The following is a 25,474-nucleotide window of genomic DNA, read 5'->3' as shown; positions in this document are numbered from 1 at the left end:
ACAGTTACAGCGCCGTTTTCGTCTTTGCGGAAGTTTTTGATGAATTTGATCATAGTGTGTCCCTCCAAAGGATCATTGATTAATGTGACCTTGTCGGGATGATCAGGCGTCTCTCTCAAATGCCTGTCCGACTTGGTATGATTGATTTATCGCTAAGGATTGGGGCGGGATTTGGGCACAAGTGGCACCATTTTCGCACAACGCGGGATTGTTAACGGTTTCTTAGTAACACTCTGTTTTTGTGTAATAAAAAATTGAAAATTCACCTAAATCATCTGAAATGCGGCAACAAAGGGTGACATTTGGCCGACAGCTGTGCTCAAAAACACGGCTGAAACGGCCCCAAGGCTGGCCTGAGGGCGCGTAATCTGCAAAATGAAAGATGAGCAGAAACAAACAGGCGCATGATCAATGAATTGGCGCAATACCTTATTGGTTGCATTATTGGCGGCCGGGCTGGTGAGTCCAGGTCAGGCTGAGTCTCCACCCGCGTTTCCCGATTTTAAGGCGAAACGGGTCAAACCGCCCAAACCCGGTCAACGTAAACGTATTAATATACAGATTGAGCCACAGGTGGCTGCTGTGGCAGTGCCGACCACACAAGTTGCTGCGGCTGCTCCCGGAACGGTTGCGCAGAATTATGGGTGGTTTTGGGAAACGATTTCGCCATCCTTTAGTGAAACGGGCCCCGGACGGTTGGAACCCGCGCTTGTGCGATTGGGAAATCCTCCGGCGGGTGCCGGGGTGCGCACGCCAAGATTGTCGGAATTGCGTGCGATTGTAGAGGAGCACGGCCTGGAGATTTTGAAGGCGACAATTGACACACAGGTGTCGCCGGCGCTGGTGGTTGCCGTTATCGCAGTGGAATCTGGTGGGCGCAGCGACGCGGAAAGCGGCGCGGGCGCGCAAGGGTTGATGCAACTCATGCCTGCAACGGCGGAACGTTTCGGTGTGACAGAGTCGCTTGATGCAACACAGAACATTCAGGGGGGCGTGCGGTTTCTGGATTTCCTGATGGCGAAATTTAAAACAGACCCGATTTTGGTTTTGGCCGGATATAATGCGGGTGAGAATTCAATTCAGTCGCATGATGGTGTACCGCCATATTCGGAGACACGTGATTACGTGCCTAAGGTTCTGGCCGCATTTGGCGTCGCGCGGGCAATGTGCATGACGCCACCGCAATTGGTTACCGACGGGTGCGTCTTTTCACTGCGTTAGCAATTGGGGATGTTCACAGCGAGACCGCCGAGCGATGTTTCCTTGTATTTCTCATGCATGTCGGCACCGGTCTGGCGCATGGTTTCGATCACTGAATCCAACGGGACCAAATGATGCCCGTCACCGCGCAGAGCAAGCGACGCGGCTGAAACGGCTTTGATTGCGCCCAGCCCGTTGCGCTCGATGCATGGGACCTGCACCAGCCCCTTGACCGGATCGCAGGTCATTCCAAGATGGTGTTCAAGAGCGATCTCGGCGGCGTTCTCTATTTGCTCCGGGGTGCCCCTCATAACGGCACACAGGCCTGCGGCGGCCATGGCGGCGGCAGACCCGACTTCGGCCTGACACCCGGCTTCGGCACCCGAAATTGACGCGTTGAATTTCACCAGCCCACCAATCGCAGCCGCAGTCAGCAGGAAATCCTCAATGCGGGACGGCGCGGCGCCGGGTACATGATCCAGCCAATAGCGAATCACCGCAGGCAAAACCCCTGCCGCGCCGTTTGTGGGCGCGGTGACGACCTGACCTCCAGCGGCGTTTTCTTCGTTGACCGCCATGGCATAGGCGCTCATCCAGTCGTTGATCGTGTGGGGCGCGCTGAGGTTCATGCCACGTTCCGCCAGCAGCGCGTCGTGGATCGTTTTGGCGCGACGTCGCACAGCGAGGCCGCCGGGCAGGGTGCCGTCAGTTGTCAGTCCGCGATCAATACAGTCATTCATAACCTGCCAGATGCGCGTGCACCCTTTGGCGAGATTGTCAGAGCCGCCGCGTTCAATTTCATTGGCCTTTTTCATCGCAGCGATGGACTTTCCCGAGGTTTTCGCCATCTGCAGCATTTCAGCGGCAGATTTGAATGGATAGGGAACCGGTGCGCCTTCGTCTGTGTCCATGCCAGCGGCAAGTTCGTCGGCCGTCATCACAAAGCCGCCACCGATGGAATAATAGGTTTCCTGAAGCGTGACGTCGCCCTGCGCGTCTGTGGCCATCAGAACCATCCCGTTGGCATGGCCGGGCAGATTGGGGCCAAAGTCGAACTTCATGTCTTGTTTCGGGTTAAATCTGAGTTCCGGTAAGTTCTCGGGGCGTAATGTGTGGGTGTCGCGGATCTGTTCCAGCGCGGCATCTGCTTTTTGATGGTCATATGTGTCTGGCAGAAAACCCGCGAGACCCAGAATAGTGGCACGGTCCGTGGCGTGACCTACGCCGGTAAATGCCAGCGAGCCATGCAGTGACGCACGCACTCCGTGAAATTCAAACGGTGACGCGCGCATGGCGTCCAGAAAGCGCGCGGCGGCGATCATCGGGCCCATGGTGTGCGAAGATGACGGCCCGACGCCGACCTTGAACATGTCGAATACGGAAAGGAACATGTGCGAGACTCAGTTCTTAATATTGGGTTGCTGGTTACTTCGTGGTGATACCGCAGGCCAGTTTCCCAAACTAGCTCAAAGCGACGTTTCCTATCGGAAACACGCTCTGAGAGGCAGTGATGTTTGTCTCAATTGCCTTTTACGCTTCTGCGCGCTTTTTGCGGCGGGTGCGCAAGGCCATGCCGTCTTTCATATTTAGCGATAGCAGCGTGATGTTTGTAGCACCGGCAATCAGTTCGGCGGCCTGAACCATATAAAACAAATTGTCGAACTGTTCGTATTGGGCGCGCGTGGCGAGGAAAATCGCGCAGGGAAGAAGGATGATAATACCATTGGCGGCAATGATTTTCATGCGACCCTGTTTTCTTTTGACTTGAGGCAGGCGCCAGCCTTTTCCCAGCATTGCGCCGGTGGCACCAGCGGTGGCCATGGCCGGGATCAGCAAGAACATTCCATACAGCACACCGGTTTTGACCTGCGTGATAAGCGCATGGTCCCCGATAACTTCAGAGATAATCGTGGTGGTCCAAAAGGTGCAGATGGTCAGTAGTGCGACGGTTCCGGCAATGGCGTGTAATTTCAGTTTCATTGCGACGCTCCTAGGTTAATAGCATGCTATGTTATTTAGTATTGCATAGTTTGCTATGCAAGTGTTTTTTTGACGTCATGACTTTTGATAGAAACGACTCGCCGGGATATCTGGCCAATCATATGGCGCGGCTTTTTGCGAACGGGCTGGCGCAGCGCATTCAGGATTTGGGTCTGGCCCCGGCGCAATTCATGGTTTTGTTGTCGCTTTGGGAGCAGGATGGTGTGACCCAGAAGGATCTGGTGGCGGATCTGGAAGTGGAGCAGGCGACCATGGCCAACACGCTTGGGCGGATGGAGCGGGATGGTTTGATTGAGCGACGTCCCAGCGCAACGGATAAACGGGCGCGTATTGTTAGCCTTACGTCGCGTGCCCGGGCGCTGGAGCCTGAGGCCAAGGCAGCGGCGATGGCACAAAATGCTCTGGCCATGAGTGGTCTGGACGCGGAAGAATCTGCTCAATTCGTAGAGCTGATGCGACGTGTGGTGGCCACGATGCAGCGGGCAGGATAGGCGGCTAAGATGCAAAACTGGCCGTCTGGCGATATGGATCGGCTAAATGTCGTTGAATTGGCTCTCGCCCCCGCCGCGCTTCTTTTCTATAACCTTTGCAAAGCAAAGCAGGGAGTCGCGCCATGACCGGAGAACTGTCGCCGATCGACAAGGCAAAATTCGTCGCCGCAAAGCGGGCCACGGATTATGTTGAGGATGGGATGCGCGTGGGGCTGGGCACAGGATCAACCGCCGCATGGCTGGTGCGATGCCTGGGTGAAATGGTGCGTGATCAGGGGTTGCGGATCAAAGGTGTGCCGACGTCGACACGGACGGCGCAGCTGGCCCGCGAAGTCGGGATTGAGGTTGTCAGCCTGGACGCGGCCAAGTGGCTGGACGTCACGATTGACGGTGCTGACGAGTTCGATGCGAATCTGAATCTGATCAAAGGCGGCGGCGGTGCGTTGCTGCAAGAGAAGATTGTTGCCACGGCGAGTGATCAAATGGTTGTGATTGCGGATGTCGGCAAAGAGGTCGAAACGCTGGGTGCGTTTCCGCTGCCTGTTGAGGTGGTGCCTTATGGGTGGCAGACGACACAGGCGTTGATTGAAGAAACCCTTGTCAGTATGGATGTTTTGGGTCGTTCGACCACCATGCGCATGAATGGTGATGCGCCGTTTGTCACCGACGAAGGCAACCACATTCTGGACCTGCATCTGAACCGGATCGGGGATGCGCGTCAGCTGGCGATGGTGATGAACCAGATGCCGGGTGTGGTTGAAAACGGTTTGTTTATCGATATCTGTGACGCGGTTGTCGTTGGGTATGGCGACGGGCGCGTGGAAGTGCGTGACATCAACGCCGGTACAATTGAAGAGGCGATGTTGGATTTCGCCGAAACCGACAATCTTTTTACAGACCTCGTGGACTAAGGAAATACTAAGGCATGTCTTTTGATTATGATCTGTTTGTCATCGGTGGTGGATCCGGTGGCGTAAGGGCTGCGCGCGTCGCGGCTGCGGATGGCGTTAAAGTCGCGTTGGCCGAAGAAGACCGCTATGGCGGAACCTGCGTAATCCGGGGGTGCGTGCCCAAAAAGCTGATGGTGTTTGCCAGCGAATATTCAGGCATGGTCGATGATGCGCGTGCCTATGGCTGGGATTTTCAGGCCGGTGACTTTGACTGGAGTTCGTTCAAAACCAAATTGCACGCAGAGCTGGACCGGTTGGAAGGTGTGTATCGGAATATTCTGGCATCCAATGGTGTTGAGACTTTCGATCAGCGCGCCCGCATGGTCGATGCCCACACGGTTGAGCTGGCTGACGGTTCAAAGAAGACAGCCAAACATATCCTGTTGGCGATGGGTGGACGCCCTGTGATGCCAGACCTGCCGGGCGCAGAACTGGGGATCACGTCAAACGAGATTTTCCATCTGGACAAGTTGCCCGAAGATATTCTGATTATCGGTGGCGGCTATATTGCCTGCGAATTTGCCGGGATCATGCATGGGCTGGGCGTAAAAACAACTCAGTATTATCGCGGCGCGCAAATCCTGCGCGGATTTGATGATGAAACTCGCGGGTTGGTGTGCGAGGAAATGTGCCAGCGTGGGATCGACGTGCATCTGGGCACCAATATTCTTGAGATGTGCAAAGAAGGCGACAAGATCTGGGTCAAGGCCACCAACGGCGACGAGCGGCTGTTTGATCAGGTGATGTTTGCCACCGGACGTCGCCCCAACACTGATAACATGGGTCTGGAAGATGTCGGCGTTGCGATGGGTCGCAAAGGCGAAGTTACCGTTGACGATTACAGCCAGACCGGTGTGCCGTCGATTTTCGCCGTTGGTGATGTGACGGATCGGGTCAATCTGACGCCTGTGGCGATCCGCGAAGGCATGGCCTTTGTGGAAACGGTGTTCCGGGGCAACCCAACGAAAGTGGATCACGAATTGATCCCGACGGCCATTTTCACGCAGCCAGAGATTGGCACTGTGGGCCTGGGCGAAGAAGAAGCGGCGGAACAGGAGCCAATCGAAGTCTACGCGACGAGCTTTAAGCCCATGCAACAAAGCTTTGCCGGGCGCGCCGAGCGTGTTCTGATGAAGCTGGTGGTCAGCAAAGCGACGCGCAAAGTGCTGGGCTGTCATATTGTGGCGCCGGGTGCCGGTGAAATGATCCAGTTGGCAGGCGTGGCCGTCAAAATGGGTGCAACCAAAGAAGATTTCGACCGCACGGTCGCGGTGCACCCCACTATGTCGGAAGAGATTGTAACAATGAAGGCCCCGGTGCGGTCCACGTAAAACCGGGTTGAAAATTCCGGCGCCGACCACACGTTAAGGTCAGCGCCGAAGACGTATTAGGAAAGGGATGAACCTTTATGGCAGGCAATACTGGCGGCCCCTGGGGAGGGGGCGGCGATCAGGGCGGCGGAAACCGCGGGAATAATGGTGACGGACGTCGCCCTCCCGAAGGCGGTGACGGCCCCCAAATACCCGACATCGATGATCTGATGAAAAAGGGTCAGGACCAGTTAAAGGTTTTGATGGGTGGTCGCGGTGGCGGCGGTGGACGGCCAAATGGTGGCGGTTCGCGCGGCGGCGGTGGTCCCGGTCTGACTCGCGGCACAGTTGGTATTGGCCTCTTAGTCGCTGTCGGTCTTTGGGGTATGGCAAGTTTTTATACAGTCAAGCCCGAAGAAAAGTCAGTTGAGCTGTTCTTAGGCAAATACACAGCAACCGGCGAGCCGGGCCTGAACTTTGCGCCCTGGCCTGTTGTGTCAGCCGAGGTCGTTGTGGTGTCTCGTGAACAAACCGAAGACATTCCGGCAAGTTCGCGGTCAACCGACGGCCTGATGCTGACGGGTGATGAAAACATCGTTGATATCGATTTCCAGGTTGTCTGGAACATTTCTGATCCCGCGCAGTATCTTTTCAACCTGCGCGACCCGGAAACGACCATTCGTGCGGTCGCGGAAGCTGCGATGCGCGAAATTATTGCGCAGTCGGAACTGGCACCTGTTTTGAACAGGGACCGGGGAATCATTGCCGACAGGCTGCAAGAACTGATTCAAGAAACTCTGGACAGCTACAATTCTGGTGTGAACGTCGTTCGGATCAACTTTGACGGTGCCGATCCGCCAGAACCTGTAAAAGACGCCTTCCGTGAGGTGCAATCGGCATCTCAGGAGCGTGACAGGCTGCAAAAGCAGGCAGATGCATATGCAAACCGCGTGCTGGCCGGTGCACGTGGTGAAGCGGCGCAGATTCTGGAAGAAGCCGAAGGGTATCGGGCGCGTGTTGTGAACGAAGCCGAAGGTGAAGCAAGCCGGTTCTCTGCCGTGTTGGAAGAGTATCGCAAGGCGCCGGATGTCACACGTAAGCGTTTGTATCTGGAAACAATGGAAGAAGTGCTGGGTGGCATCGACAAGGTGATCATCGACGAACAGTCCTCGGGTCAGGGCGTGGTGCCTTATCTGCCGCTGAACGAACTTCGCAAAGGGGAGAAATGATATGCGGAAAGCTACGTATCTTTTGCCCATTGCGGTGATCATTGTCGCGGCGGCACTGTCGTCTTTGTTCATCGTGGATGAACGCGAGAAGGCGTTGGTGCTGCAGTTTGGCCGGGTCGTTACGGTCAAGGAAGAGCCGGGACTGGCCTTTAAAATTCCGGTCATACAGGAAGTCGTCACGTATGATGACCGTATTCTGAGCCGCGAAGTAGGACCATTGGAGGTGACGCCTCTGGATGACCGCCGTTTGGTTGTTGATGCTTTTGCACGTTATCGCATTGCTGACGTGCAACAGTTCCGGCAAGCTGTTGGTTCCGGTGGGATCGAGGCGGCTGAACAACGTCTGGATAACATCCTGAGGTCGCAAACCCGCGAAGTTCTGGGTTCGGTGCGGTCGGATTCGGTTTTGTCGTCGGATCGTGTGTCGCTGATGAACCGGATTCGTGACGCTGCAATATTCGAGGCGCGTGGCCTTGGGCTTGAAGTGATCGACGTTCGCCTGAAACGGACTGACTTGCCACAAGCCAACCTGGAAGCGACCTTTGCCCGGATGCGGGCAGAACGCGAACGGGAAGCTGCGGACGAAATCGCGCGTGGTGAAGAAGCCGCGCAGCGCGTGCGGGCGCAAGCGGATCGGACTGTGGTTGAGCTTGTTTCGGATGCCAATCGTCAGAGCGAGATCACACGCGGTGAGGCGGATGCCAAACGCAACGGCATTTTTGCCTCGGCTTACGGTGCGGATCCCGAGTTCTTTGATTTCTATCGGTCGTTAGAAGCTTATCGCGCGGCGCTGGGGGCGGGAAATTCGTCAATGGTCATGTCGCCCGACAGCGAGTTCTTTAACTATCTGAAGAGCGATCAGGGACGTCCATGATTGGAACAGCGCTATTGGCCTTTGGGCTGGTGTTGATTGTAGAGGGGCTGGTGTATGCACTGGCCCCTTCGCTTGTGGAAGACCTGCTGGAGGCGTTGCGTAGCCTGCCAGAGGGCCAGCGACGGACCCTGGGGCTGGTGGCGCTGGGCGTTGGTGTTGTGTTCGTCTGGGTGGCAAAATCGCTGGGTGCCTGACGCGGGGTTTGTGGTTTTACGACAAATGAAACACGCGAAAATTAAACGCGCGCACCGAACTGTCACTATGTTGTGAAGCATCGGTGGAATTCCGCCATTGCCAGGATCATTGCGGTTTTTGTTGCTGATGCCATAACGCGTTTATTAATCCACAACAGACTGATGTGCTGTGTCCGTCGGGCTGCGAGTGAGATTATTTGCAACAGTATTTCTGTCACATATCATCGTACCCTTATGTTTTTGTTGAATTATATTATCAGGAAGTCGAGTTTCATGATCGTATTTTGAGTCCGAAAAACGCCAAGTCTAATCGCTCGGGATTTCCAGGTTTGTGCAAATGCGTCGTTCAGATTTTGACAGAACGCGCAGTTTTCGACTTGTTAATCATCTCACGATTTCATCACATCAAATTGCAGACTTGCGAAGGGCGTTGAGTTGCACAAGATGGTGCCTACATCCATGTTGTCGTCAACGGTTTGCTTTTTGAAACGGCGGCCGACCCGAACAGAGTTATACAGGAGATACCAAGTGACCATTCAAGCAATGGCTGTCCCACGTCAGAACCTGGCGCAATTCAGAGTAATCTGGCTGTCTGCGTTGGCCATGATGTTATTGCTTGCGCAATCCATCGCAGCACAGGCCCGTCCCGAAAGTTTTGCTGATCTGGCTGAGAAAATCAGCCCGTCAGTGGTGAATATAACGACGTCGACCGTGGTCGCCGGACGCACCGGCCCGCAAGGTGTTGTGCCCGAAGGGTCTCCGTTTGAGGATTTTTTTCGTGAGTTTCAGGACCGTGACGGGGATGGCGACCGGCCGCGCCGGACGTCGGCGCTTGGGTCTGGTTTTGTGATTTCCGAAGACGGCTATGTGGTGACAAATAACCACGTGATTGAAGGTGCGGATGAAATTCTGATCGAATTTTATTCTGGCAGAGAATTGCCAGCCAAGGTGATTGGTACCGACAAGAACACTGATATCGCGCTGTTGAAGGTGGAATCGGACGAACCTCTGGCGTTTGTGAACTTTGGCGACAGCGATACATCGCGCGTTGGCGATTGGGTTATTGCAATGGGCAACCCGCTTGGGCAGGGCTTCTCGGTATCCGCTGGCATCGTTTCTGCGCGCAACCGGGCATTGTCGGGCAGCTATGACGACTACATTCAAACGGATGCGGCGATTAACCGGGGTAACTCGGGTGGTCCGTTGTTCAACATGAATGGCGAAGTTGTTGGTGTGAATACGGCGATTCTGTCGCCCAACGGCGGATCAATCGGGATTGGCTTTTCGATGGCGTCTAACGTTGTAAAAAAGGTTGTCACACAGCTTCAGGAATTTGGTGAAACTCGCCGCGGGTGGCTGGGTGTGCGTATTCAGAACGTGTCGGAGGACATGATTGATGCCATTGATGGCCTGGAAACGGCATCTGGCGCCATGATCACGGATGTGCCCGAAGGACCTGCGATGGAAGCCGGTATGCAGTCCGGTGACATCATCATGAGCTTTGACGGCAAAGAGGTCGCGGATGTGCGTGGTCTGGTGAAACAGGTCGGTAACACCGAAGTTGGCAAGGCCGTACGGGTTGTTGTGTTGCGGGACGGCAAGACGCAGACGTTGAAAGTGACATTGGGTCGGCGCGAAGAGGCCGAAGCAGTGCCCGCCAGCCAGCCAGTACCGCAAGACGAACCGCAGGAAAAAGAAATCCTTGGCCTGACGGTGATTCCGTTGACCGAAGAGCTGCGCGAAGAGTTGGGTGTGGATAGCGGCACAACCGGGCTTGTGGTTACAAACGTGGATGAAGCCTCCAAAGCGTTTGAAAAGGGGCTGCGCGCAGGTGATGTCCTGACCGAAGCAAGCCAGCAGAAGCTGCTGAGCGTGACCGATCTTGAAGACCGCATTTCCGAAGCGGTGGAGGCCGGGCGCAAATCCTTGTTGCTGCTGGTGCGTCGTGCAGGCGAGCCGCGGTTTGTGGCGCTGAGCCTGGAAGACTGACCTAAGCACGTTGCATGAAGGCATTCAGGGGCGCTTTTGGCGCCCCTTTTTATTCCCTCTGGACAGCGATTAGTCCAAGGCGCCGTGCGCTTTCCAGTGACAGGATCGCGCTGTTGAGATCACCTGCTTTTTGGTAGCGGCGGATCGCAGCGCGGGTTCGCGAGTCTTGTTCGCCCGAGATCGAACCGTAAAACAATCCGCGCGCCTTGAGGGCGCGTTGTAGCGAGGCGGTGAATTCCGGGGTCCAGACCTCGGGGCAGGGTGTTTCGAACCATGTTTCGCGCCGTTCGCGGACAATGCGTTGTTGGGTTTCGGTGCGATATATCGCCGGGTTCAGCACGGTGCCGTCATCCAGCACCTCGGCCGGTTGTACGACAACCTGTTCGGTCACGGTTTCTACAACAGCCGGAATAATGTCACGTCCCCAACAGCTGCCCGGACGTGCGCCTGGGGGAACGCCAGCGTCTTCGGCCCGCAGGATTTCGGGTTCCGCCAGAGCGGCGATATAGGGCACATCCGCGATCTTTTCTTCGCAAGCCGAAAGGACCAGCAGGGCCAGGGCCGGGAAAAGGACGGGTCGGGTGGGCATGCTCGGGCCTCGTGTTCTGTTTGCCCTGTTCTACCCTGTTTTGTCCGTCGCCAAAAGCCTTAGGCCGTCGATGGGGACAGAAGTGTGTCCAGCATTGGCGAAATATCCTCAACCCGTTCGGCGATGACATGGGTGACATTGTTTTCGCGCTGAATACGCCCCGTAACCCGCAACATACGCCCGGCGATAACCGCGCGGCGAAAGCGTTCATACAGGCTGCGCCAGACGATGACATTTACCACGCCGGTTTCGTCTTCGAGAGTGACAAAGATGACACCATTGGCGGTGCCGGGGCGTTGGCGCAGGATCACCAAACCGGCCACGCTGATGCGTGCGCCATTTGGCGGTTCGATCAGGCGGACGGCAGGCAGCGCAGACGGTGGGCGTGGCCATGTGGGGCGAGGTGCAATTTGCATAGAACAAATATAGAACAAATTGATTTTTTCGCAAGCGAGCAAGGCCTGCATCGCAAAAGGGGCTGGAAGGCGGGGCATAGCTTGACTAGGTAAGAGCGGACTGATTTTTTCGAAGGGAGCCGCAGGCATGGCTAAAATCACCTATGTCGAGCACAACGGAACCGAACATGTGGTCAACGTCGCCAATGGCCTGACCGTGATGGAAGGCGCGCGCGACAACAACATTCCGGGCATTGAAGCAGATTGCGGCGGCGCGTGCGCCTGTTCGACTTGCCACGTCTATGTGCATCCTGATTGGGTAGAAAAGCTGCCTGCTAAGGATGACATGGAAGAGGACATGCTGGATTTCGCCTATGAGCCCGATCCCGCCCGATCACGTTTGACTTGTCAGGTCAAAGTTACCGATGCGCTGGAAGGTCTGATCGTTCAGATGCCCGAAAAGCAGATCTGATGCTGCGCGCGGTCATTATTGCCGCCGCATTGCTGGCAGGACCGGTTTGGGCCGGTCCCCAAAATGACCGTGAGATACTTTCAGCGACCTACGCGGATCCAACCGGGCGCTATGCGCATGGCGTTCTTGGGGATGCCGTTGAATGGGGCACCTTGACCCTGTACGTTGACACGTGCCCGGCCTGTGCGCGGATCAAGACCGCCAATATCACCATCACCTTGCCAGACACCCACGTTTTCGAAGACATCGCGCCACGGCTTGCAGACGTCGACAATGACGGTGCACCAGAGGTCATCGTTGTCGAGACAAATATGTCCAAGGGCGCCGCGCTGGCCATTTATGACGAAACCGGAAAGGTCGCCCAGACGCCATATATCGGACGTTCGAACCGGTGGCTGGCGCCGCTGGGTGCGGCTGATCTGGATGGGGATGGCAAGGTTGAGCTGGCCTATATCGATCGCCCACATCTGGCAAGAACGCTGCGTGTCTGGCGGTTTGACAATGGACGTCTTGTTCATGTGGCCGACAAAAAGGGTTTGACCAATCATCGCATTGGTGAGGATTTCATTTCCGGCGGCATTCGGGACTGCAACGGGAAACCTGAAATGGTGACGGTCAATAGCGACTGGAGCCGGATCATGGTGACAGAATTGTCTGGCAAGACGCTGACGACACGCGATGCGGGACCATTCAAAAGCAAGCGAAACCTTGAAAACGCAATGAAGTGCCGTAACTAACGCGCCGAGAACTGATGCCCCGCATTGATCACGTGATCACCGCCAATCGTTCCCAGCGACTGGAACAGGGCGGCCGTATTACTGGCGCCAAATTTCTTCAAAAGCTTAGCGCGATGCACTTCGACCGTGCGATTGGACATTTTCAGGATCCGCGCAATTTCCTTGGAAGTCATTCCTTCGCTCATCAGCGAAAACACTTCGCGTTCGCGGCGGGTCAGTTGCTGATAGGGGCGGGTGTCAGAAAGATCGGCAAAGCTCCAGACTGCGCGCATCAGCGGGTCTTGGGGAGTAAATGAATGGCCACGCACACGGCACCAGAACATATCGCCGTCCTTGCGCATCATCACCCGTTCATCCCAGTAAATCCCGCCCTCGCGCAGGCATTGGATACCGCGATTTCGGATATTGGCGAATTCTTCCTGTGTGGGATAGAGGATGGCAAAAGTCTGGTTGCGCAGGTCGTCCCGGTCATAGTCGAACATATGGGCAAATGTTTCGTTGCAGTCCCGGATGACGCGGTTTTCGGTCACAACGATCCCAACCGGCACAAATTGAAAGGCCAGCTCCGTGAAATCGCTTGATTGATAGGCGTCTTCGACTGTCGGCAAATCGGTCATGTGCCCTGTCCCTGCTAGCCCTTGTGAGGGCAGAGTAGTGCGCGGTGCACTGACAGGCAAACGCTTTGCTCAGCCATGTTCTGATGGTGTGCTGCCGGCGAGATAGGTCAAAACCTGAGGCAAAAGTGTTAGCGCAACGGTTGTTGGTGCCTTCCATGGGTGGTTGGAGCGGATCAACATACCGCCCAGAACCGTCAGGCCCAAAAGTGGGACAGCCGCCCCGGCCATTTTGGTGGAAGAGACGCCAGTGAAAAGGGCCGCAACAAAAAGCCCAGCCCCACCCAGAGCCGAGACAATACCGATACCGAACATGGCCTTGCGCGCCGCACCATGTTCGCCAACGCCAACTTGCATGTTGGGATTCAGGGCGTCGAGCACGGTTGCAAGTGCCGTGGCCAAGCCATGAAAAGCCGTAAAATTATCGTCAAGATATGCGTCTTTTGTAGGCAGATTGGTGCTGATGTGTAAGGTTTGATCCGCCGTGATCAGATCCAGTCTCCACAACATACGTCCGCGCGATTTGTACGACACAAAGGCGGTGCGTTTGATGTCACTTAGCCGGACCGACCACTGCCGGGCGTCGCCCTTGTGGCATGTCAGCTGAGCCGCTTCCAACCGGAACGCCCATTCAGAACTGAAAGGCGTCGGTTGAAAGCGAAAGTCAGACATAGATTCAGAGTGCCCGCCAGCCAATATCGCTCCGGTAAAAGCCCTCAGGCCAGTCAATCTGATCGATCATGCCATAGGCGTTGTCGCGCGCTTCCTGAAGCGTTGCGCCGCGCGCTGTGACGTTCAGAACCCGCCCGCCGGTTGCGGTGATCATGCCGTTTTGCGCGGTTGTGCCTGCGTGAAACACCATGTTTTTGCTGTCTTCGGGCAGGCCATCCAGCCCCTTAATCACGCTGCCTTTTTCATAGCTGCCGGGATAGCCATTGGCGGCCATGACAACCGTGACAGCGTGGTCGTCGGCCCAGTTGACCTGTGCATCATCCAAACGTTGTTCTGCTGCGGCATGCATCAGGTCCATGGCCTGTGCCCCCAAACGCAACATCAGCACCTGACATTCCGGGTCGCCATAGCGCACGTTGTATTCCACCAACCGTGGCTGGCCATCTTTGATCATCAGACCCACATAGAGCACACCTTGATACGGCATGCCGCGTTTGGCCATTTCATCCATGGTTGGCTGGACAATTTCGTCCAATGCTTTTTGCGCGATCTCGTCTGTCAGAACTGGAGCGGGGGAATACGCGCCCATGCCGCCGGTGTTGGGGCCGGTGTCGCCTTCACCCACACGTTTATGGTCTTGTGCGGTGCCAAATGGCAGGGCAGTATTGCCATCGCAAAGGATAAAGAAGGACGCTTCTTCGCCATCCATGAACTCTTCAACCACGACCTCTGCACCCGCACCGCCAAAAGCGCCGCTGAACATGTCGTCAATGGCGTCCAGCGCGGTCTGTTCGTCCATCGCTACAATCACGCCTTTGCCAGCCGCCAACCCGTCGGCCTTGACCACGATGGGCGCGCCCTGTTCGCGGATATAGGCCTTGGCAGCATCGGCGTCTCTAAAATGTCCATAGGCAGCCGTTGGCGCATTGGCAGCGTCACAGATTTCTTTGGTAAAGCTTTTTGAGGCTTCGAGTCTGGCAGCACCGGACGAGGGGCCAAAGACCAGAATGCCAGCTTCGCGCAGGCGATCAGCCACCCCGACGGCAAGTGGCGCTTCGGGGCCGACAATCACAAAATCGATGGCGTTTTCTTCGGCAAAGCTGACCACGGCGCCGCCCTGCATAATGTCGATATCGGCACAATCCGCAATTTTGGCGATCCCGGCATTTCCCGGTGCAACAATCAGCTTGTCACATTTTGGATTTTGCAGCACAGCCCATGCCAGCGCATGTTCGCGTCCGCCGCTGCCGAGAATGAGAATGTTCATGGGGGTCGCCCTTCTGCTTGGCCTTCGGTTGCGGGCGTTCTAAGCTCTGGCGCGACGTCTTACAAGCGAGGCCAAATGTCCGACCTCATCGATTCCCCTTCTGAGGGTGAAAATGCACCGGAATTCAGTGTTTCTGAAATCTCGGGCGCTCTGAAACGCACCATTGAGGGTGCATTTGGCCGTGTGCGGGTGCGCGGCGAGGTGGGCCGGGTGATGCTGGCGCGCTCGGGGCATCTGTATTTTGACGTCAAAGACGACCGGTCCGTGATTGCGGCGGTCAGTTGGAAGGGGCAGGTGAGCCGTCTTTCGATGATGCCCGAAGAGGGTATGGAAGTGGTTGTCACGGGCAAGCTGACGACTTTTGGCAGCCAGTCGAAATATCAGATCAACGTGGATGATGTGACCGTCGCGGGCGAAGGCGCGCTGATGGCGATGTTGGAGAAGCGCAAGAAACAACTGGCTGGCGAGGGGTTGTTTGCCGAAGATCGAAAAGCGGCATTGCCATATCTGCCGGAGGTTATTGGCGTTGTGACATCGCCTTCGGGGGCAGTGATCCGGGACATCCTGCATCGGCTGCGGGATCGGTTTCCGCGCAAGGTGCTGATTTGGCCGGTTGCGGTGCAAGGAGAGCAATGCGCGCCGCAGGTTGCGCGCGCCATCGAAGGTTTCAACCGCCTGACCCCGGGCGGGGCGATCCCGCGTCCTGATTTGCTGATTGTGGCGCGCGGTGGCGGCAGTATCGAAGACTTGTGGGGGTTTAACGAAGAGGTTGTTGCGCGGGCGGCGGCGGCATCAGAGATCCCTTTGATTTCTGCGGTTGGACACGAGACCGATACAACGCTGATTGACTTTGTCTCAGATAAACGCGCCCCGACACCCACGGCAGCGGCGGAGCTGGCGGTGCCGGTGCGGTTGGAGCTGTTGGCATGGGTGGAAGAACAGGGCGCGCGGTTGACGCGGGCCATGGGCAACACAGTGAGCCTGCGCGGTCAGAGATTGCGTGATCTGTCGCGCGCCTTGCCGCGCTCTGATGCGTTGTTGCAGACGCCGCGTCAGCGGCTGGATGAGGCCTCAGACCGGCTGCCGCGTGCTTTGGTTGCCGGTGTGCAAAACCGTAAAGTGAAGCTGTCAGAAGTTAGTGGAACGCTGCGCGCCAGCACATTGCGGCGTATTATCGAAGCCAAGCGCGAAGGATTGGGGCGTCGTTCCGACCGGCTGCGGCCCGAGGCGTTGTTGCGCGAAAACGGCCGTCGCCAGGAGAAGCTTGCGGATTTGTCCCGCCGTCTGTTTGAGGCGGGCACCCGGCGGATCGAAGTACAGAAAGAGCGGTTAGATGCGCTGGAGCGTATGCGTCAGACGTTGGGGTATGAGGCGACGTTGCAGCGCGGCTATGCCGTGGTGCGCGGCGATGGAGCGTTGGTTAAATCGGTTGCCGCAGCTAAAAAAGCGGCGACAATTGAGATCGAATTTGCCGATGGCCGATTTGAGCCGGGTGGCGCGCCTGCGCCAAAACCAAAGCCCAAAAAGAAGTCTGACCCAGAAGATATGCCGGATCAGGGCAATCTGTTCTGAACTCTCAGACGCCGACCTCCGGGCCAAGACAGATCATTTCCTCGGAACTGGCTTGTACCTCGTACAGCACACGCCCATCGGAATTGTCTTCGAAAACAGCTGATATGCCCCCTGGGCTGAGATAAAAGCTCCAGCACTGCGGGCGGACGCTGTCTTCGTAAACAAAGCAGATTTGGTTTGCTTGCTCATACCAAAGACCTTCTTTGCATTGCCCATCCATAAAGGACCAGCGCACCCGATTGTCCGGCAAGTATTCTTCGACACCATATTGTTGGCCATCTGCCGCAAAGAACAGCGTTTTGCCTTGAGTGTAGGCATCAAATTCCGGTCCGGTCATAGCGGATTGGGCAGATACATTTGTGCCAAGCAGGCAGGCGGTCAGGAGAAGATGTTTCATAAATCTATGCTGCCAAAGACGGTTGGCAAGTTCCAGTCTCATTCGCGTGAACGACGAAAGGCTGCCGCGCGGGGATCCATGATACGGCGCCAGAGTGGCGGGATCAGCGCAATTGCCCCCATTGTGGGCAGCGACCGGGGCAGTATGGGCATTGTCGCAGCATCCAGCTGAAGCGCGGGATATGTGCGCAGCGGGTGCATGTGATGGTCTGAGTGGCGCGGTGCGTTCAGCATCAGCGCAGACGAATAGAAATGCGGCGCATTCCAACTGTGCGCGGGGGACACCGGCTCTGGCTTGCCGTCAACGTCATAAGCGCGTTTCAGGCCATAATGCTGCACATAGTCTGACATCAACAGCTGCATCTGGGCGTAGCTTGTTAATGCGATCAGGGCGACTAGCCCCGCCATTCCGAAAGATGCCATCGCCAACAGCATAACTCCCCCGGCGCCACCGACGTAGAGCGCATAGGGATGCGTCCACATTGGCTTTGGCGTGGTGGTACGTGCGCGCAAAGCGTTTTCGGCCTTGAGGCCCTGAACAAACGACCCAACCCACGCGCGAGGCCAAAACCGATAGAATCCTTCGCCGGGCAGGGGGGAATTGGGGTCTTTGGGTGTGGCAACCCAGACATGGTGCACCCGGGGATGAGCGGAGGTGTGGTGGCCGAACAACAAAGATACATAGACCAGTGTCCCAAGCCAGCGCGGCCAGCGGTTTTGTTTGTGGATCAGCTCGTGCGCGTTGGCATTGCTGATCTGACCAAAGAAGATGCCAAATGCGAAGAAGCAGAGCACCCGTTCGGGCAAATCGTGCGAGCCAGCCCCGGAGACAGCAAACACGGCTACGCCCAATAGGGCAAAATGCGACAGCCCAAGTGTGATGGCGAGACCTTCCCCAACAGGAAATTCGCCATTGGACTGTTTGCGGGCGACTGCGCCGTGAATCAGTGCGTCCATTGCGAATGTAAAAATGGTCAAATAGCAAAAAGCAGCCAGAGGCCAGATGCCACCGACAAAACCGGCCGTAGCCAGCAGGGCAACTGAGATGGCAGTGGCGAAGGTGAACCAAAGCATGCTTGATTCTCTGCGGCTGGAAAGGGTTGATGCCATTAGGTCACATGGCCGATGGTGAGACAATAGGAGCAAAGAGTTTCCACCGGATGAAGGCGGCAAAAACATGCGAAGACCGGCGCAGGTGGTACAATTGTGAAGAAATGCGTGATGCGGTCAAGTTTATTGGGATACCCCCATTGACTCGGACCCATGCATCATTAAAAGGCAGGCTTCATGAGATTTTCACGAGGCTGTTGTGACAGCTTCGGCGCAGGAGAAGACAAATGGCGAAGCCGACGACCATCAAGATCCGTCTGAACTCGACCGCGGGCACGGGCCATTTCTACGTGACCAAGAAAAACGCACGCACAATGACCGAAAAGATGGTCGTACGAAAGTATGATCCGGTGTTGCGTAAGCATGTCGAGTACAAGGAAGGCAAGATCAAGTAAGATCACCCTTTCAGACACATGCAAAAGCCGCGCCAAACCAGGACGCGGCTTTTTGTTTTTAAGACCAGACACCGCGCCCTGAATTTTCTTCAAGAAGGTTTCAGGATGTCACGATGTCACAGAATTTCTTTATCCGCCCCGCCGCAATCGAGGACAGATCGCAGGTCACTCAGCTGTTCCGGCGTTCATATCCCGAACTTCTTTCTGAAAACTATGATGCGCGACTGCTGCGCGACGTGTTGCCGGTGATTACGACCGCACAACCGTCTTTATTGGCATGTGGCACCTATTTTGTGGCGCAGTCTGAAAACAGCACAGAGATTGTTGGCGCTGGCGGCTGGACCGACCTTAGCCCGACACGTGGGGTCAATGGTGCCGGAGAAGGCCATGTGCGCCACGTGGCCACCCATCCAGGTTGGTTGAGGCGAGGGGTGGCGCGCGCCTTGATAGAGCACACCGTCGCGTCAGCGCGGGCGCATGGCATCCTGAAAATGCACTGTATGAGCACGCTGACGGCGCGCGCCTTTTACAAGGCGATGGGATTTGATGAACTGGGCGAAATAGAGCTGACGCTGGCACCGGGTGTGTTTTTCCCGGCGATCCAGATGGTGCGGTCCGACGTATGACCAGGGATTGATTTCCCCATGCGCTTTGTGCCCATGCAGATCAAACAGCCGCACACCGCCAGAGCGGGTGTCACACGCCGGTTCGGCGGTGCCTGACCTGAACCGTCTCAGCGCGCCAGACCAGTTGACCCACGGCGAGACCTACGCGTCTGCGGCCTCAATGTTCCATTCCGGCACGGTGTGAGCCAGAAACCGTGGCTATTGCGAGGCTTCTTGCGGTGGCCTGATCCGGTTTGGCATGAAAAAGGGCCGGTCCAACGGACCGGCCCTTGTGGGACATCGAAATGTCTAACGTCTTATTCGCGGTTACCAAACAGCGACAACAGGAACATGAACATGTTGATGAAGTCGAGGTAGAGGTTAAGCGCACCCATGATCGCCGCTTTGCCCAGCCATTCCTGATCGCCGGAATGTGCCATCTGCAGGTAGGTCGCTTTGATTTTTTGCGTGTCATAGGCGGTGAGGCCGGCAAAAATCAGAACACCCAGGATCGAGATCGCAAACTGAATCGCTGGTGAACCGAGGAAGATATTGACGATTGAAGCGACCAGGATACCGATCACACCCATGATCAGGAACGAACCCCAACCCGAAATATCTTTCTTAGTGGTATAGCCCCAAAGCGACAGGCCCGCGAAAGCGATAGATGTCACAAGGAAGACCTGAGCGATTGAGTACCCTGTAAAGGCAACGAAAATCCACGACAATGACAGGCCCATGACAGCCGCAAAGGCGTAAAAGAACAACTGTGCAGCCGCAGCCGACAGACGGTTAATCGCGGCACCAAAGGCAAATACCATGCCCAGAGGCGCGAACATCACGATCCACCCCAGAATGTTTGGTTGCAAAGTGGCCGGATCGCGGAACAGGCCCAGCAATGCAGGGGTACTGCCAACTGCCCATGCCACGGCAAAGGTGATCAGCATACCTACGGACATTGTGCCGTAGACTTTGTTCATGTGGGCGCGTAGCCCTTCGTCAATCTGGGCCGTGCGTGTGCCGGCACCGCTCCGGATTGTGTCAAATTCAGCCATTCAAGCCTCCGATATTAAACCAAGTGGCCGCCAGATCGCTCTGGCAGCCGTTAGTATGAATATCGGTGAGATTGGTGCCGTTTTCAAGGATTTCGCGACATGTTGATGCGATTTTCCCTAAACGAGCTCCGTTATGTCCGATCAGCCGCGCCAGTTTGAGGGCACATCCCAGATTGGGCGTTTGAGTTCGCGGCTTACATCAGCGCGTGTCAGGCCCAAATCTGCCAATGCAGCATTGTCCAGCCTGGCCAGCGCACGGCGTTGCCGCAGGACGGCCAGTGCTTTGAAGAGCGAGGGCATCCGGTTTGTTGAAAAGCCGGAGCGACGATTGAGTGTGCTGTAAAGATTCATGGTCATGTCCTTTCGTTGTTTGCGATGAGTTTTTCGTGGTTCATCAAATTACTTGATATATATGCAGTGCTGTGATCTATTTTGAAAACGAATAGTTGTGACGTTATACATCAAGGATGCTGATGATATGAGAAATCTCGATGTAACGACCCTGCGCAGTTTTGTGGCTGTGGCGGATTTAGGTGGTGTAACAAAAGCGGCCGGATTTCTGCATCTGACCCAATCGGCGGTGTCGATGCAGTTGAAAAGACTGGAAGAGTTAATCGGTGTTCAGCTGTTGGATCGCAGCGGACGTGGCATTGCGCTTACGCCTGCCGGCGAGCAGATGCTGGGCTATGCGCGTCGTATGGTGACGCTGAATGACGAGATCATGCGCCGCCTGACGGATGATGAATTTGAGGGGGAAGTTTCGCTCGGAGTTCCCCATGACATCGTTTATCCGGCGATTCCCCGTGTCTTGCAGCAATTCAACGCCGCGTTCCCGCGGGTCAAAGTGCATTTGTACTCGTCTTTTACGCTGGGACTGAAGCAGCAGTTTCAAAAGGGCGAGATGGATCTGATCCTGACAACAGAAGGTGAAAAGCCTGAGGATGCAGAGGGTTTGGTTAAGCTGCCCCTGTCGTGGATCGGGGCACCGGGTGGTGCGAGCTGGCGCCGAAGACCGCTGCAATTTGCCTCCGGGCGCCATTGTCTGTTCCGCCCCCGCGCGCTGGCGGCATTGGATAAGGCCGGAATCGAATGGGAATCTGCCTTGGAGACAGAATCAGATCGCACGGTTGAGGCGACAATCGCGGCTGATCTGGGCGTTGGTGCAATGATTGAAGGCACCGAGCCCATGCAAATGGAAGTCATTGATCACGGCGGGGCATTGCCGGATTTGGGAGAGCAGTACATCAATATGTATGGGGCTGATGAATCCAAGGGCGATGTGATTGCCCATCTGGCCACGCTGATCAGAAACGGGTTCCACCCAATGCGCGTCCGCAAAGAGCATTCAGTTCGGCTGGATATGGTGGGCTGAAACGTGCCCGGGTGGTCCCGCATTGACTATCGGTCGGGCCGTACCACCACTTTGCCCGTCGATTGACGGCTGCGCAGCAGTTCACAGGCTGCTGCGCTTTCTTCCAGCGGCAGAACATGGCTGACATGTGGGCGGATCTTACCCGCGCGATACCAATCAAAAAGTGTTTCCATGCTTTTGGTGACAATTGACGGTTTGAAAGCCATGTAGCCGCCCCAGTAGAGGCCCATAACGGTCAGGTTTTTCACCAGCAGATGGTTGGCCGGAATCGAGGGTACGTCACCGGATGCAAAACCGATGGGCAGCAATCGCGCCTCTGGGCGACAGGCCCGAAAGGCTGCTTTGAACTGATCGCCGCCTACGGGGTCATAAACCACATCAGCGCCACCCAGAGATTTGACCGCCTCGCGGATATCGTCTGTCCGGGCATCTACAAGGTGATCGGCACCTGCTTGTTTCGCGACATCCAGTTTGGCCTGGCCACGGGCACAGGCAATGACATTGGCGCCCATCAGTTTGCCGATTTCGACCGCCGTTAACCCGACCCCACCTGCAGCCCCCAGAACCAACAGGTTTTCCCCGGGTTGCAGCCTGGCGCGATGGTCCAGCGCGACGTGGCTGGTGCCATAGGCAACTGGGAATGCAGCGGCGTGTTCGAAACTCATCTCTGACGGGAGTGGTACGGCGCGATCAGCGGGGTAACACCCAAACTCGGCCAACCCGCCCTTGCCACCGAAAACAACTATACGCGTGCCGATGGGCGGCGCTGTTGTGTCAGGCCCAATCGCGTCAATCTCGCCTGCAACTTCCATACCCAGCGCAAACGGGAGTGGAGGCGTATCCTGATAGGTGCCTTTGATCATCAACAGGTCCGCGAAGTTGAGTGCACAGGCCCGGATTCTAATACGAATCTCTCCCTTTTCCGGAGCCGGGCGCGGGATATCTGCGATCGAAGGGGGCGAATCGTGCGAGGTGACCTGATAGGCGCGCATGCCGTGATTTCTCCTATGTGATGTCAGTTGACTACACGTGAGTGCCAGACTGTGTCAAAAGCAGATGTCGTTTAGTGCCAGTTAGCGACTCATGGTCCCGAATCAGAAACAAGTAATGATTGAAACGGTAGGCAATTCGTTAACCGTTGGCTTGTATCAAAATTCTTGATTGCAAGGTCAAAGCTGTTAGAGTGGGGCATCGCTGTCGGGATGCGCAGCGACATTACAAGAGTGTCGCGCGCCGGGCTTTGAATTTGGCGCGCGTGTCGGTCAAGGCCGAGTACAGGTAACAGAGGAGTCGTGTAATGACGCACCCGGTAGATGTGCATGTTGGGAAACGAATTCGTCAGCGTCGGTGGCTGACGGGGATGACCCAACAACAGCTGGCAGAACAAGTTGGCATTAAATTCCAGCAAATCCAGAAATATGAGACCGGTGCAAACCGGGTAAGCGCTTCGCGGCTTTGGGACATAGCGGATGCGCTGGATGTTCCGGTCAGCTTTTTCTTTGAAGGTCTGGACGCTCAGGAAGGTGAACTGTCTAAGAAAGTGCCTGCTGATCTGATGGGCGACAAAGAGGCTCTTGATCTGATCAGGTCCTATTACGCAATTCCGGAAAACCAACGCCGCAGGTTGTTTGAACTTGCGCGGGTTTTAAGCGACGTAGCTTGAGTTTTCTTCCCCCTTGGGCTAGCGCTGACTGTGCGGCCAAGGGCGAGGGCAATTCAAGTGAGACGTTCCGACACTAAGGATATTGTTCGAGTAGCGCATGCGATGGCAGACGCTGCTCGAATTGCGATTCTACCCCATTTTCGACAAGCCGGGCTGGCGGCCGAAAACAAACTCGAAGACGGGTTTGATCCGGTCACAGTGGCAGACCGGGCTGCTGAGCAAGCGATGCGCGGAATTTTGTCTGATGAGCGCCCTGATGACGGCATTCTGGGCGAGGAATTTGGCGTAACCGAAGGCACCAGTGGCCTGACCTGGGTGCTTGATCCGATTGATGGCACCCGAGGGTTTATCAGCGGCACTCCTACGTGGGGCGTGTTGATCGCGGCGTCAGACGAGACAGGTCCGATATTTGGTATCGTTGACCAACCATATATCCAGGAACGGTTTGTTGGTGGATTTGGCATCGCGCAGGTTTCCGGCCCTCAGGGTGACATGGCGCTGAAGACCCGTGGGACGACGGACCTGTCTGAGGCAATATTGTTTACCACGTTCCCGGAAGTCGGCTCGCCAGAGGATCGCAAAGGATTTGAGGCCGTTTCAAAGACAGTGCAGCTGACACGCTATGGCATGGATTGTTATGCATATGCGTTGATTGCAGCCGGGCAGGTGGATCTGGTGATTGAGTCGCAATTGAATGCGTATGACATTCAGGCCCCCATCGCCGTGATCGAAGCGGCAGGCGGTGTCGTGACGGATTGGAGCGGCGATCCGGCGCATGACGGCGGGCGTGTGCTTGCTGCAGCGAATGCTGAATTACATGCCAAAGCGCTGGCCATTTTGCAACAGACTTGAATTGGGACGGCAAGCGCGGTTAAACTATCGCCGCGCCGAGTCCTTTGCCCGCATTCTGTCGGCGCGCTTTTCACACTTCATACCGAAGCGGGTCAAATGGAGTGTGAAGGGGCTGATATGTCTGAAATCCTGTTGAAATCCTGCGGAACCGTTCTGACAATGGACGATTCTCGTCGCGAACTTGTCGATTGCGATGTGCGTCTGCGCGATGGTGTGATTGTCGAAATCGGAGAGGGTCTGGCAACAACCGGGGAAGCGATTCTTGCCAGTGGTTGTGTGGTGACGCCCGGGTTGGTGAATACGCATCATCATCTGTACCAGACACTGACCCGCGCAGTTCCCGGGGGGCAGGATGCGCTGTTGTTTGGCTGGCTTCAGACGCTTTACCCGATCTGGTCCCGGTTTGGGCCAGAGGAAATGTTTGTCTCAGCGCAGATCGGGTTGGCCGAGTTGGCGTTGTCCGGATGTAGCCTGACTTCAGATCATTTGTACCTTTACCCAAACGGATCGCGATTGGACGATACAATCGACGCGGCCCGCGACGTTGGTTTGCGCTTTCATCCGACAAGGGGGGCGATGAGCATTGGCGAGAGTGACGGGGGATTGCCGCCCGATGCTTTGGTCGAGGAAGAATCCGACATCCTGAACGATGCGATCCGGGTGATCGATGCCCATCACGATGGGTCTGAGGGAGCCATGGTGCGCGTGGGTGTTGCGCCATGTTCGCCGTTTTCGGTCAGCCGCGAACTGATGCGGGACGCGGCCGTTCTGGCGCGGGACAAAGGTGTGATGATGCACACCCATCTGGCTGAAAACGAAGAAGATATAGCCTATTCTCTTGAGAAATTTGGCTGTCGCCCCGGCCAGTATGCCGAGGATTTGGGATGGACCGGCGCGGATGTCTGGCATGCACATTGTGTTAAGCTGGATGGTCAGGAGATTGACCTGTTCGCCCGTTCGCGCACCGGTGTTGCGCATTGCCCTTGTTCGAATTGTCGGTTGGGCAGCGGTATCGCACCGGTGCGGGCCATGCGCGATGCAGGCGTGCCGGTTGGGTTGGGGGTCGATGGCTCTGCCAGCAACGATGCGGGTAATCTGGTGGCCGAAGCGCGTCAGGTCTTGTTGTTGCAACGTGTTGCAAGTGGCGCGGATGCGATGAGCGCCCGCGAAGCTTTGGAAATTGCCACACGCGGCGGAGCCGAGGTTTTGGGGCGGTCCGATTGCGGTCAGATCGCTGTGGGCAAGCGTGCTGACGTTGCGATTTGGGACGTCAGCGGCATTGAAAGTGCCGGGAGTTGGGACCCTGCTGCACTGTTGCTGGCAGGACCAACGCGGGTGCGCGATTTGTTTGTAGAAGGGCGTCAGGTGGTGCGGGACGGGCAGGTTTCAACTTTTGATTTGCCGCGCGCGATTGAACGTCAAAACACATTGGCCCGCGCGTTGGCTGGCTAAATCATGTCTGATGCAGCG

At 56.2% G+C, this 25,474-nt stretch carries 29 protein-coding genes; 17 read left to right on the top strand and 12 right to left on the bottom strand.

All coding sequences use genetic code 11. From position 1 onward, the window contains the following. Positions 1–411: 411 nt before the first annotated feature. On the top strand, positions 412–1,221 hold the full coding sequence (locus ABJI08_RS04775) for a lytic transglycosylase domain-containing protein (RefSeq protein ID WP_348400681.1): 810 nt from the start codon (positions 412–414) through the stop codon (positions 1,219–1,221). On the opposite strand, the gene ABJI08_RS04770 is transcribed toward ABJI08_RS04775, so the two are convergent. Both ABJI08_RS04770 and ABJI08_RS04765 read right to left on the bottom strand, forming a co-directional pair. Next, a complete protein-coding gene (locus tag ABJI08_RS04770; protein WP_348400680.1) occupies positions 1,218–2,591 on the bottom strand; it encodes an L-serine ammonia-lyase in 1,374 nt (457 codons plus the stop codon). The genes ABJI08_RS04775 and ABJI08_RS04770 overlap by 4 nt on opposite strands. Positions 2,592–2,730: 139 nt before the next feature. Then, complete coding sequence (locus tag ABJI08_RS04765) at positions 2,731–3,180, bottom strand: hypothetical protein (RefSeq protein WP_348400679.1); 450 nt, start codon at positions 3,178–3,180, stop codon at positions 2,731–2,733. A 77-nt stretch (positions 3,181–3,257) separates the two neighbouring features. Between ABJI08_RS04765 and ABJI08_RS04760 the strand changes: the two genes are divergently transcribed. The 7 genes from ABJI08_RS04760 (at position 3,258) to ABJI08_RS04730 (ending at position 10,238) form a co-directional block, all read left to right on the top strand. Continuing rightward, the gene (locus ABJI08_RS04760; protein WP_348400678.1) at positions 3,258–3,692 is read left to right on the top strand and encodes a MarR family transcriptional regulator; all 435 of its coding nucleotides are present in this window, start codon (positions 3,258–3,260) and stop codon (positions 3,690–3,692) included. Between the two features lie 122 nt (positions 3,693–3,814). After that, positions 3,815–4,603, top strand: a complete 789-nt coding sequence (gene rpiA / locus ABJI08_RS04755; protein WP_348400677.1) for a ribose-5-phosphate isomerase RpiA — start codon at positions 3,815–3,817, stop codon at positions 4,601–4,603. 14 nt (positions 4,604–4,617) lie between these two features. Next, positions 4,618–5,973 carry a glutathione-disulfide reductase gene (gene gor / locus ABJI08_RS04750; RefSeq protein WP_348400676.1) on the top strand — a complete coding sequence of 452 codons (1,356 nt, stop codon included), beginning with the start codon at positions 4,618–4,620 and terminating at the stop codon, positions 5,971–5,973. Between the two features lie 77 nt (positions 5,974–6,050). Continuing rightward, a complete protein-coding gene (hflK, locus tag ABJI08_RS04745; RefSeq protein WP_348400675.1) occupies positions 6,051–7,181 on the top strand; it encodes an FtsH protease activity modulator HflK in 1,131 nt (376 codons plus the stop codon). Position 7,182: 1 nt separating this feature from the next. Beyond that, on the top strand, positions 7,183–8,055 hold the full coding sequence (locus tag ABJI08_RS04740; protein WP_348400674.1) for a protease modulator HflC: 873 nt from the start codon (positions 7,183–7,185) through the stop codon (positions 8,053–8,055). Continuing rightward, the gene (locus ABJI08_RS04735) at positions 8,052–8,249 is read left to right on the top strand and encodes a DUF2065 domain-containing protein (RefSeq protein WP_348400673.1); all 198 of its coding nucleotides are present in this window, start codon (positions 8,052–8,054) and stop codon (positions 8,247–8,249) included. Before ABJI08_RS04740 ends, ABJI08_RS04735 begins: the two co-directional genes overlap by 4 nt. 543 nt (positions 8,250–8,792) lie before the next feature. Further along, positions 8,793–10,238, top strand: coding sequence for a Do family serine endopeptidase (locus tag ABJI08_RS04730; RefSeq protein WP_348400685.1), 1,446 nt, complete (start codon positions 8,793–8,795; stop codon positions 10,236–10,238). Between the two features lie 49 nt (positions 10,239–10,287). On the opposite strand, the gene ABJI08_RS04725 is transcribed toward ABJI08_RS04730, so the two are convergent. Then, a complete protein-coding gene (locus ABJI08_RS04725) occupies positions 10,288–10,827 on the bottom strand; it encodes a peptidoglycan-binding domain-containing protein (protein WP_348400672.1) in 540 nt (179 codons plus the stop codon). 59 nt (positions 10,828–10,886) lie between these two features. Continuing rightward, entirely contained in the window at positions 10,887–11,243 is a 357-nt protein-coding gene (locus tag ABJI08_RS04720) for an OB-fold nucleic acid binding domain-containing protein (RefSeq protein WP_348400671.1), read from the bottom strand. A gap of 127 nt (positions 11,244–11,370) precedes the next feature. Here ABJI08_RS04720 and ABJI08_RS04715 point away from each other — a divergent pair, with 127 nt between their 5' ends. Then, the gene (locus tag ABJI08_RS04715; RefSeq protein WP_348400670.1) at positions 11,371–11,694 is read left to right on the top strand and encodes a 2Fe-2S iron-sulfur cluster-binding protein; all 324 of its coding nucleotides are present in this window, start codon (positions 11,371–11,373) and stop codon (positions 11,692–11,694) included. Then, entirely contained in the window at positions 11,694–12,431 is a 738-nt protein-coding gene (locus ABJI08_RS04710) for a VCBS repeat-containing protein (RefSeq protein ID WP_348400669.1), read from the top strand. Before ABJI08_RS04715 ends, ABJI08_RS04710 begins: the two co-directional genes overlap by 1 nt. On the opposite strand, the gene ABJI08_RS04705 is transcribed toward ABJI08_RS04710, so the two are convergent. The 3 genes from ABJI08_RS04705 to purD form a co-directional block, all read right to left on the bottom strand. Continuing rightward, positions 12,428–13,048, bottom strand: a complete 621-nt coding sequence (locus ABJI08_RS04705) for a LuxR C-terminal-related transcriptional regulator (protein ID WP_348400668.1) — start codon at positions 13,046–13,048, stop codon at positions 12,428–12,430. The two genes, ABJI08_RS04710 and ABJI08_RS04705, sit on opposite strands and share 4 nt — an antisense overlap. A 69-nt stretch (positions 13,049–13,117) precedes the next feature. Continuing rightward, the gene (locus ABJI08_RS04700; RefSeq protein WP_348400667.1) at positions 13,118–13,717 is read right to left on the bottom strand and encodes a hypothetical protein; all 600 of its coding nucleotides are present in this window, start codon (positions 13,715–13,717) and stop codon (positions 13,118–13,120) included. A gap of 4 nt (positions 13,718–13,721) precedes the next feature. Next, positions 13,722–14,984 (bottom strand): phosphoribosylamine--glycine ligase, encoded by a 1,263-nt coding sequence (gene purD / locus ABJI08_RS04695; RefSeq protein ID WP_348400666.1) that lies wholly within the window; start codon positions 14,982–14,984, stop codon positions 13,722–13,724. Between the two features lie 75 nt (positions 14,985–15,059). Here purD and xseA point away from each other — a divergent pair, with 75 nt between their 5' ends. Continuing rightward, positions 15,060–16,556 carry an exodeoxyribonuclease VII large subunit gene (gene xseA, locus ABJI08_RS04690; RefSeq protein WP_348400665.1) on the top strand — a complete coding sequence of 499 codons (1,497 nt, stop codon included), beginning with the start codon at positions 15,060–15,062 and terminating at the stop codon, positions 16,554–16,556. A 4-nt stretch (positions 16,557–16,560) separates the two neighbouring features. Here the strand turns inward: xseA and ABJI08_RS04685 are convergent, their stop codons facing one another. Both ABJI08_RS04685 and ABJI08_RS04680 read right to left on the bottom strand, forming a co-directional pair. After that, positions 16,561–16,953, bottom strand: coding sequence for a hypothetical protein (locus ABJI08_RS04685; RefSeq protein WP_348400664.1), 393 nt, complete (start codon positions 16,951–16,953; stop codon positions 16,561–16,563). Positions 16,954–16,991: 38 nt separating this feature from the next. Continuing rightward, the gene (locus ABJI08_RS04680; protein ID WP_348400663.1) at positions 16,992–18,026 is read right to left on the bottom strand and encodes an alkane 1-monooxygenase; all 1,035 of its coding nucleotides are present in this window, start codon (positions 18,024–18,026) and stop codon (positions 16,992–16,994) included. Positions 18,027–18,289: 263 nt separating this feature from the next. Here ABJI08_RS04680 and rpmG point away from each other — a divergent pair, with 263 nt between their 5' ends. Continuing rightward, entirely contained in the window at positions 18,290–18,457 is a 168-nt protein-coding gene (gene rpmG / locus ABJI08_RS04675; protein WP_106607011.1) for a 50S ribosomal protein L33, read from the top strand. 113 nt (positions 18,458–18,570) lie between these two features. After that, positions 18,571–19,083, top strand: coding sequence for a GNAT family N-acetyltransferase (locus tag ABJI08_RS04670; protein WP_348400662.1), 513 nt, complete (start codon positions 18,571–18,573; stop codon positions 19,081–19,083). A gap of 296 nt (positions 19,084–19,379) precedes the next feature. Here ABJI08_RS04670 and ABJI08_RS04665 read toward each other — a convergent pair whose 3' ends face one another. Beyond that, positions 19,380–20,117, bottom strand: coding sequence for a Bax inhibitor-1/YccA family protein (locus ABJI08_RS04665; RefSeq protein WP_348400661.1), 738 nt, complete (start codon positions 20,115–20,117; stop codon positions 19,380–19,382). A 141-nt stretch (positions 20,118–20,258) separates the two neighbouring features. Further along, positions 20,259–20,468 (bottom strand): DUF1127 domain-containing protein, encoded by a 210-nt coding sequence (locus ABJI08_RS04660; protein WP_348400660.1) that lies wholly within the window; start codon positions 20,466–20,468, stop codon positions 20,259–20,261. 127 nt (positions 20,469–20,595) lie between these two features. Between ABJI08_RS04660 and ABJI08_RS04655 the strand changes: the two genes are divergently transcribed. After that, a complete protein-coding gene (locus ABJI08_RS04655; protein ID WP_348400659.1) occupies positions 20,596–21,489 on the top strand; it encodes a LysR family transcriptional regulator in 894 nt (297 codons plus the stop codon). Between the two features lie 26 nt (positions 21,490–21,515). On the opposite strand, the gene ABJI08_RS04650 is transcribed toward ABJI08_RS04655, so the two are convergent. After that, the gene (locus ABJI08_RS04650; RefSeq protein WP_348400658.1) at positions 21,516–22,481 is read right to left on the bottom strand and encodes an NADPH:quinone oxidoreductase family protein; all 966 of its coding nucleotides are present in this window, start codon (positions 22,479–22,481) and stop codon (positions 21,516–21,518) included. Between the two features lie 305 nt (positions 22,482–22,786). On the opposite strand from ABJI08_RS04650, the gene ABJI08_RS04645 reads away from it, so the two are divergent. The 3 genes from ABJI08_RS04645 to ABJI08_RS04635 all read left to right on the top strand — a co-directional run bounded on the left by ABJI08_RS04645 (position 22,787) and on the right by ABJI08_RS04635 (position 25,456). Beyond that, the gene (locus ABJI08_RS04645; RefSeq protein ID WP_348400657.1) at positions 22,787–23,152 is read left to right on the top strand and encodes a helix-turn-helix transcriptional regulator; all 366 of its coding nucleotides are present in this window, start codon (positions 22,787–22,789) and stop codon (positions 23,150–23,152) included. 57 nt (positions 23,153–23,209) lie between these two features. After that, entirely contained in the window at positions 23,210–24,004 is a 795-nt protein-coding gene (gene hisN, locus ABJI08_RS04640) for a histidinol-phosphatase (protein ID WP_348400656.1), read from the top strand. 117 nt (positions 24,005–24,121) lie between these two features. Continuing rightward, positions 24,122–25,456, top strand: coding sequence for an 8-oxoguanine deaminase (locus ABJI08_RS04635; protein ID WP_348400655.1), 1,335 nt, complete (start codon positions 24,122–24,124; stop codon positions 25,454–25,456). Positions 25,457–25,474 lie beyond the last annotated feature (18 nt).

Source organism: Shimia sp. (assembly GCF_039969785.1).
GTDB lineage: Bacteria > Pseudomonadota > Alphaproteobacteria > Rhodobacterales > Rhodobacteraceae > Shimia.
This window is presented reverse-complemented; position numbering and strand designations above follow the sequence as displayed.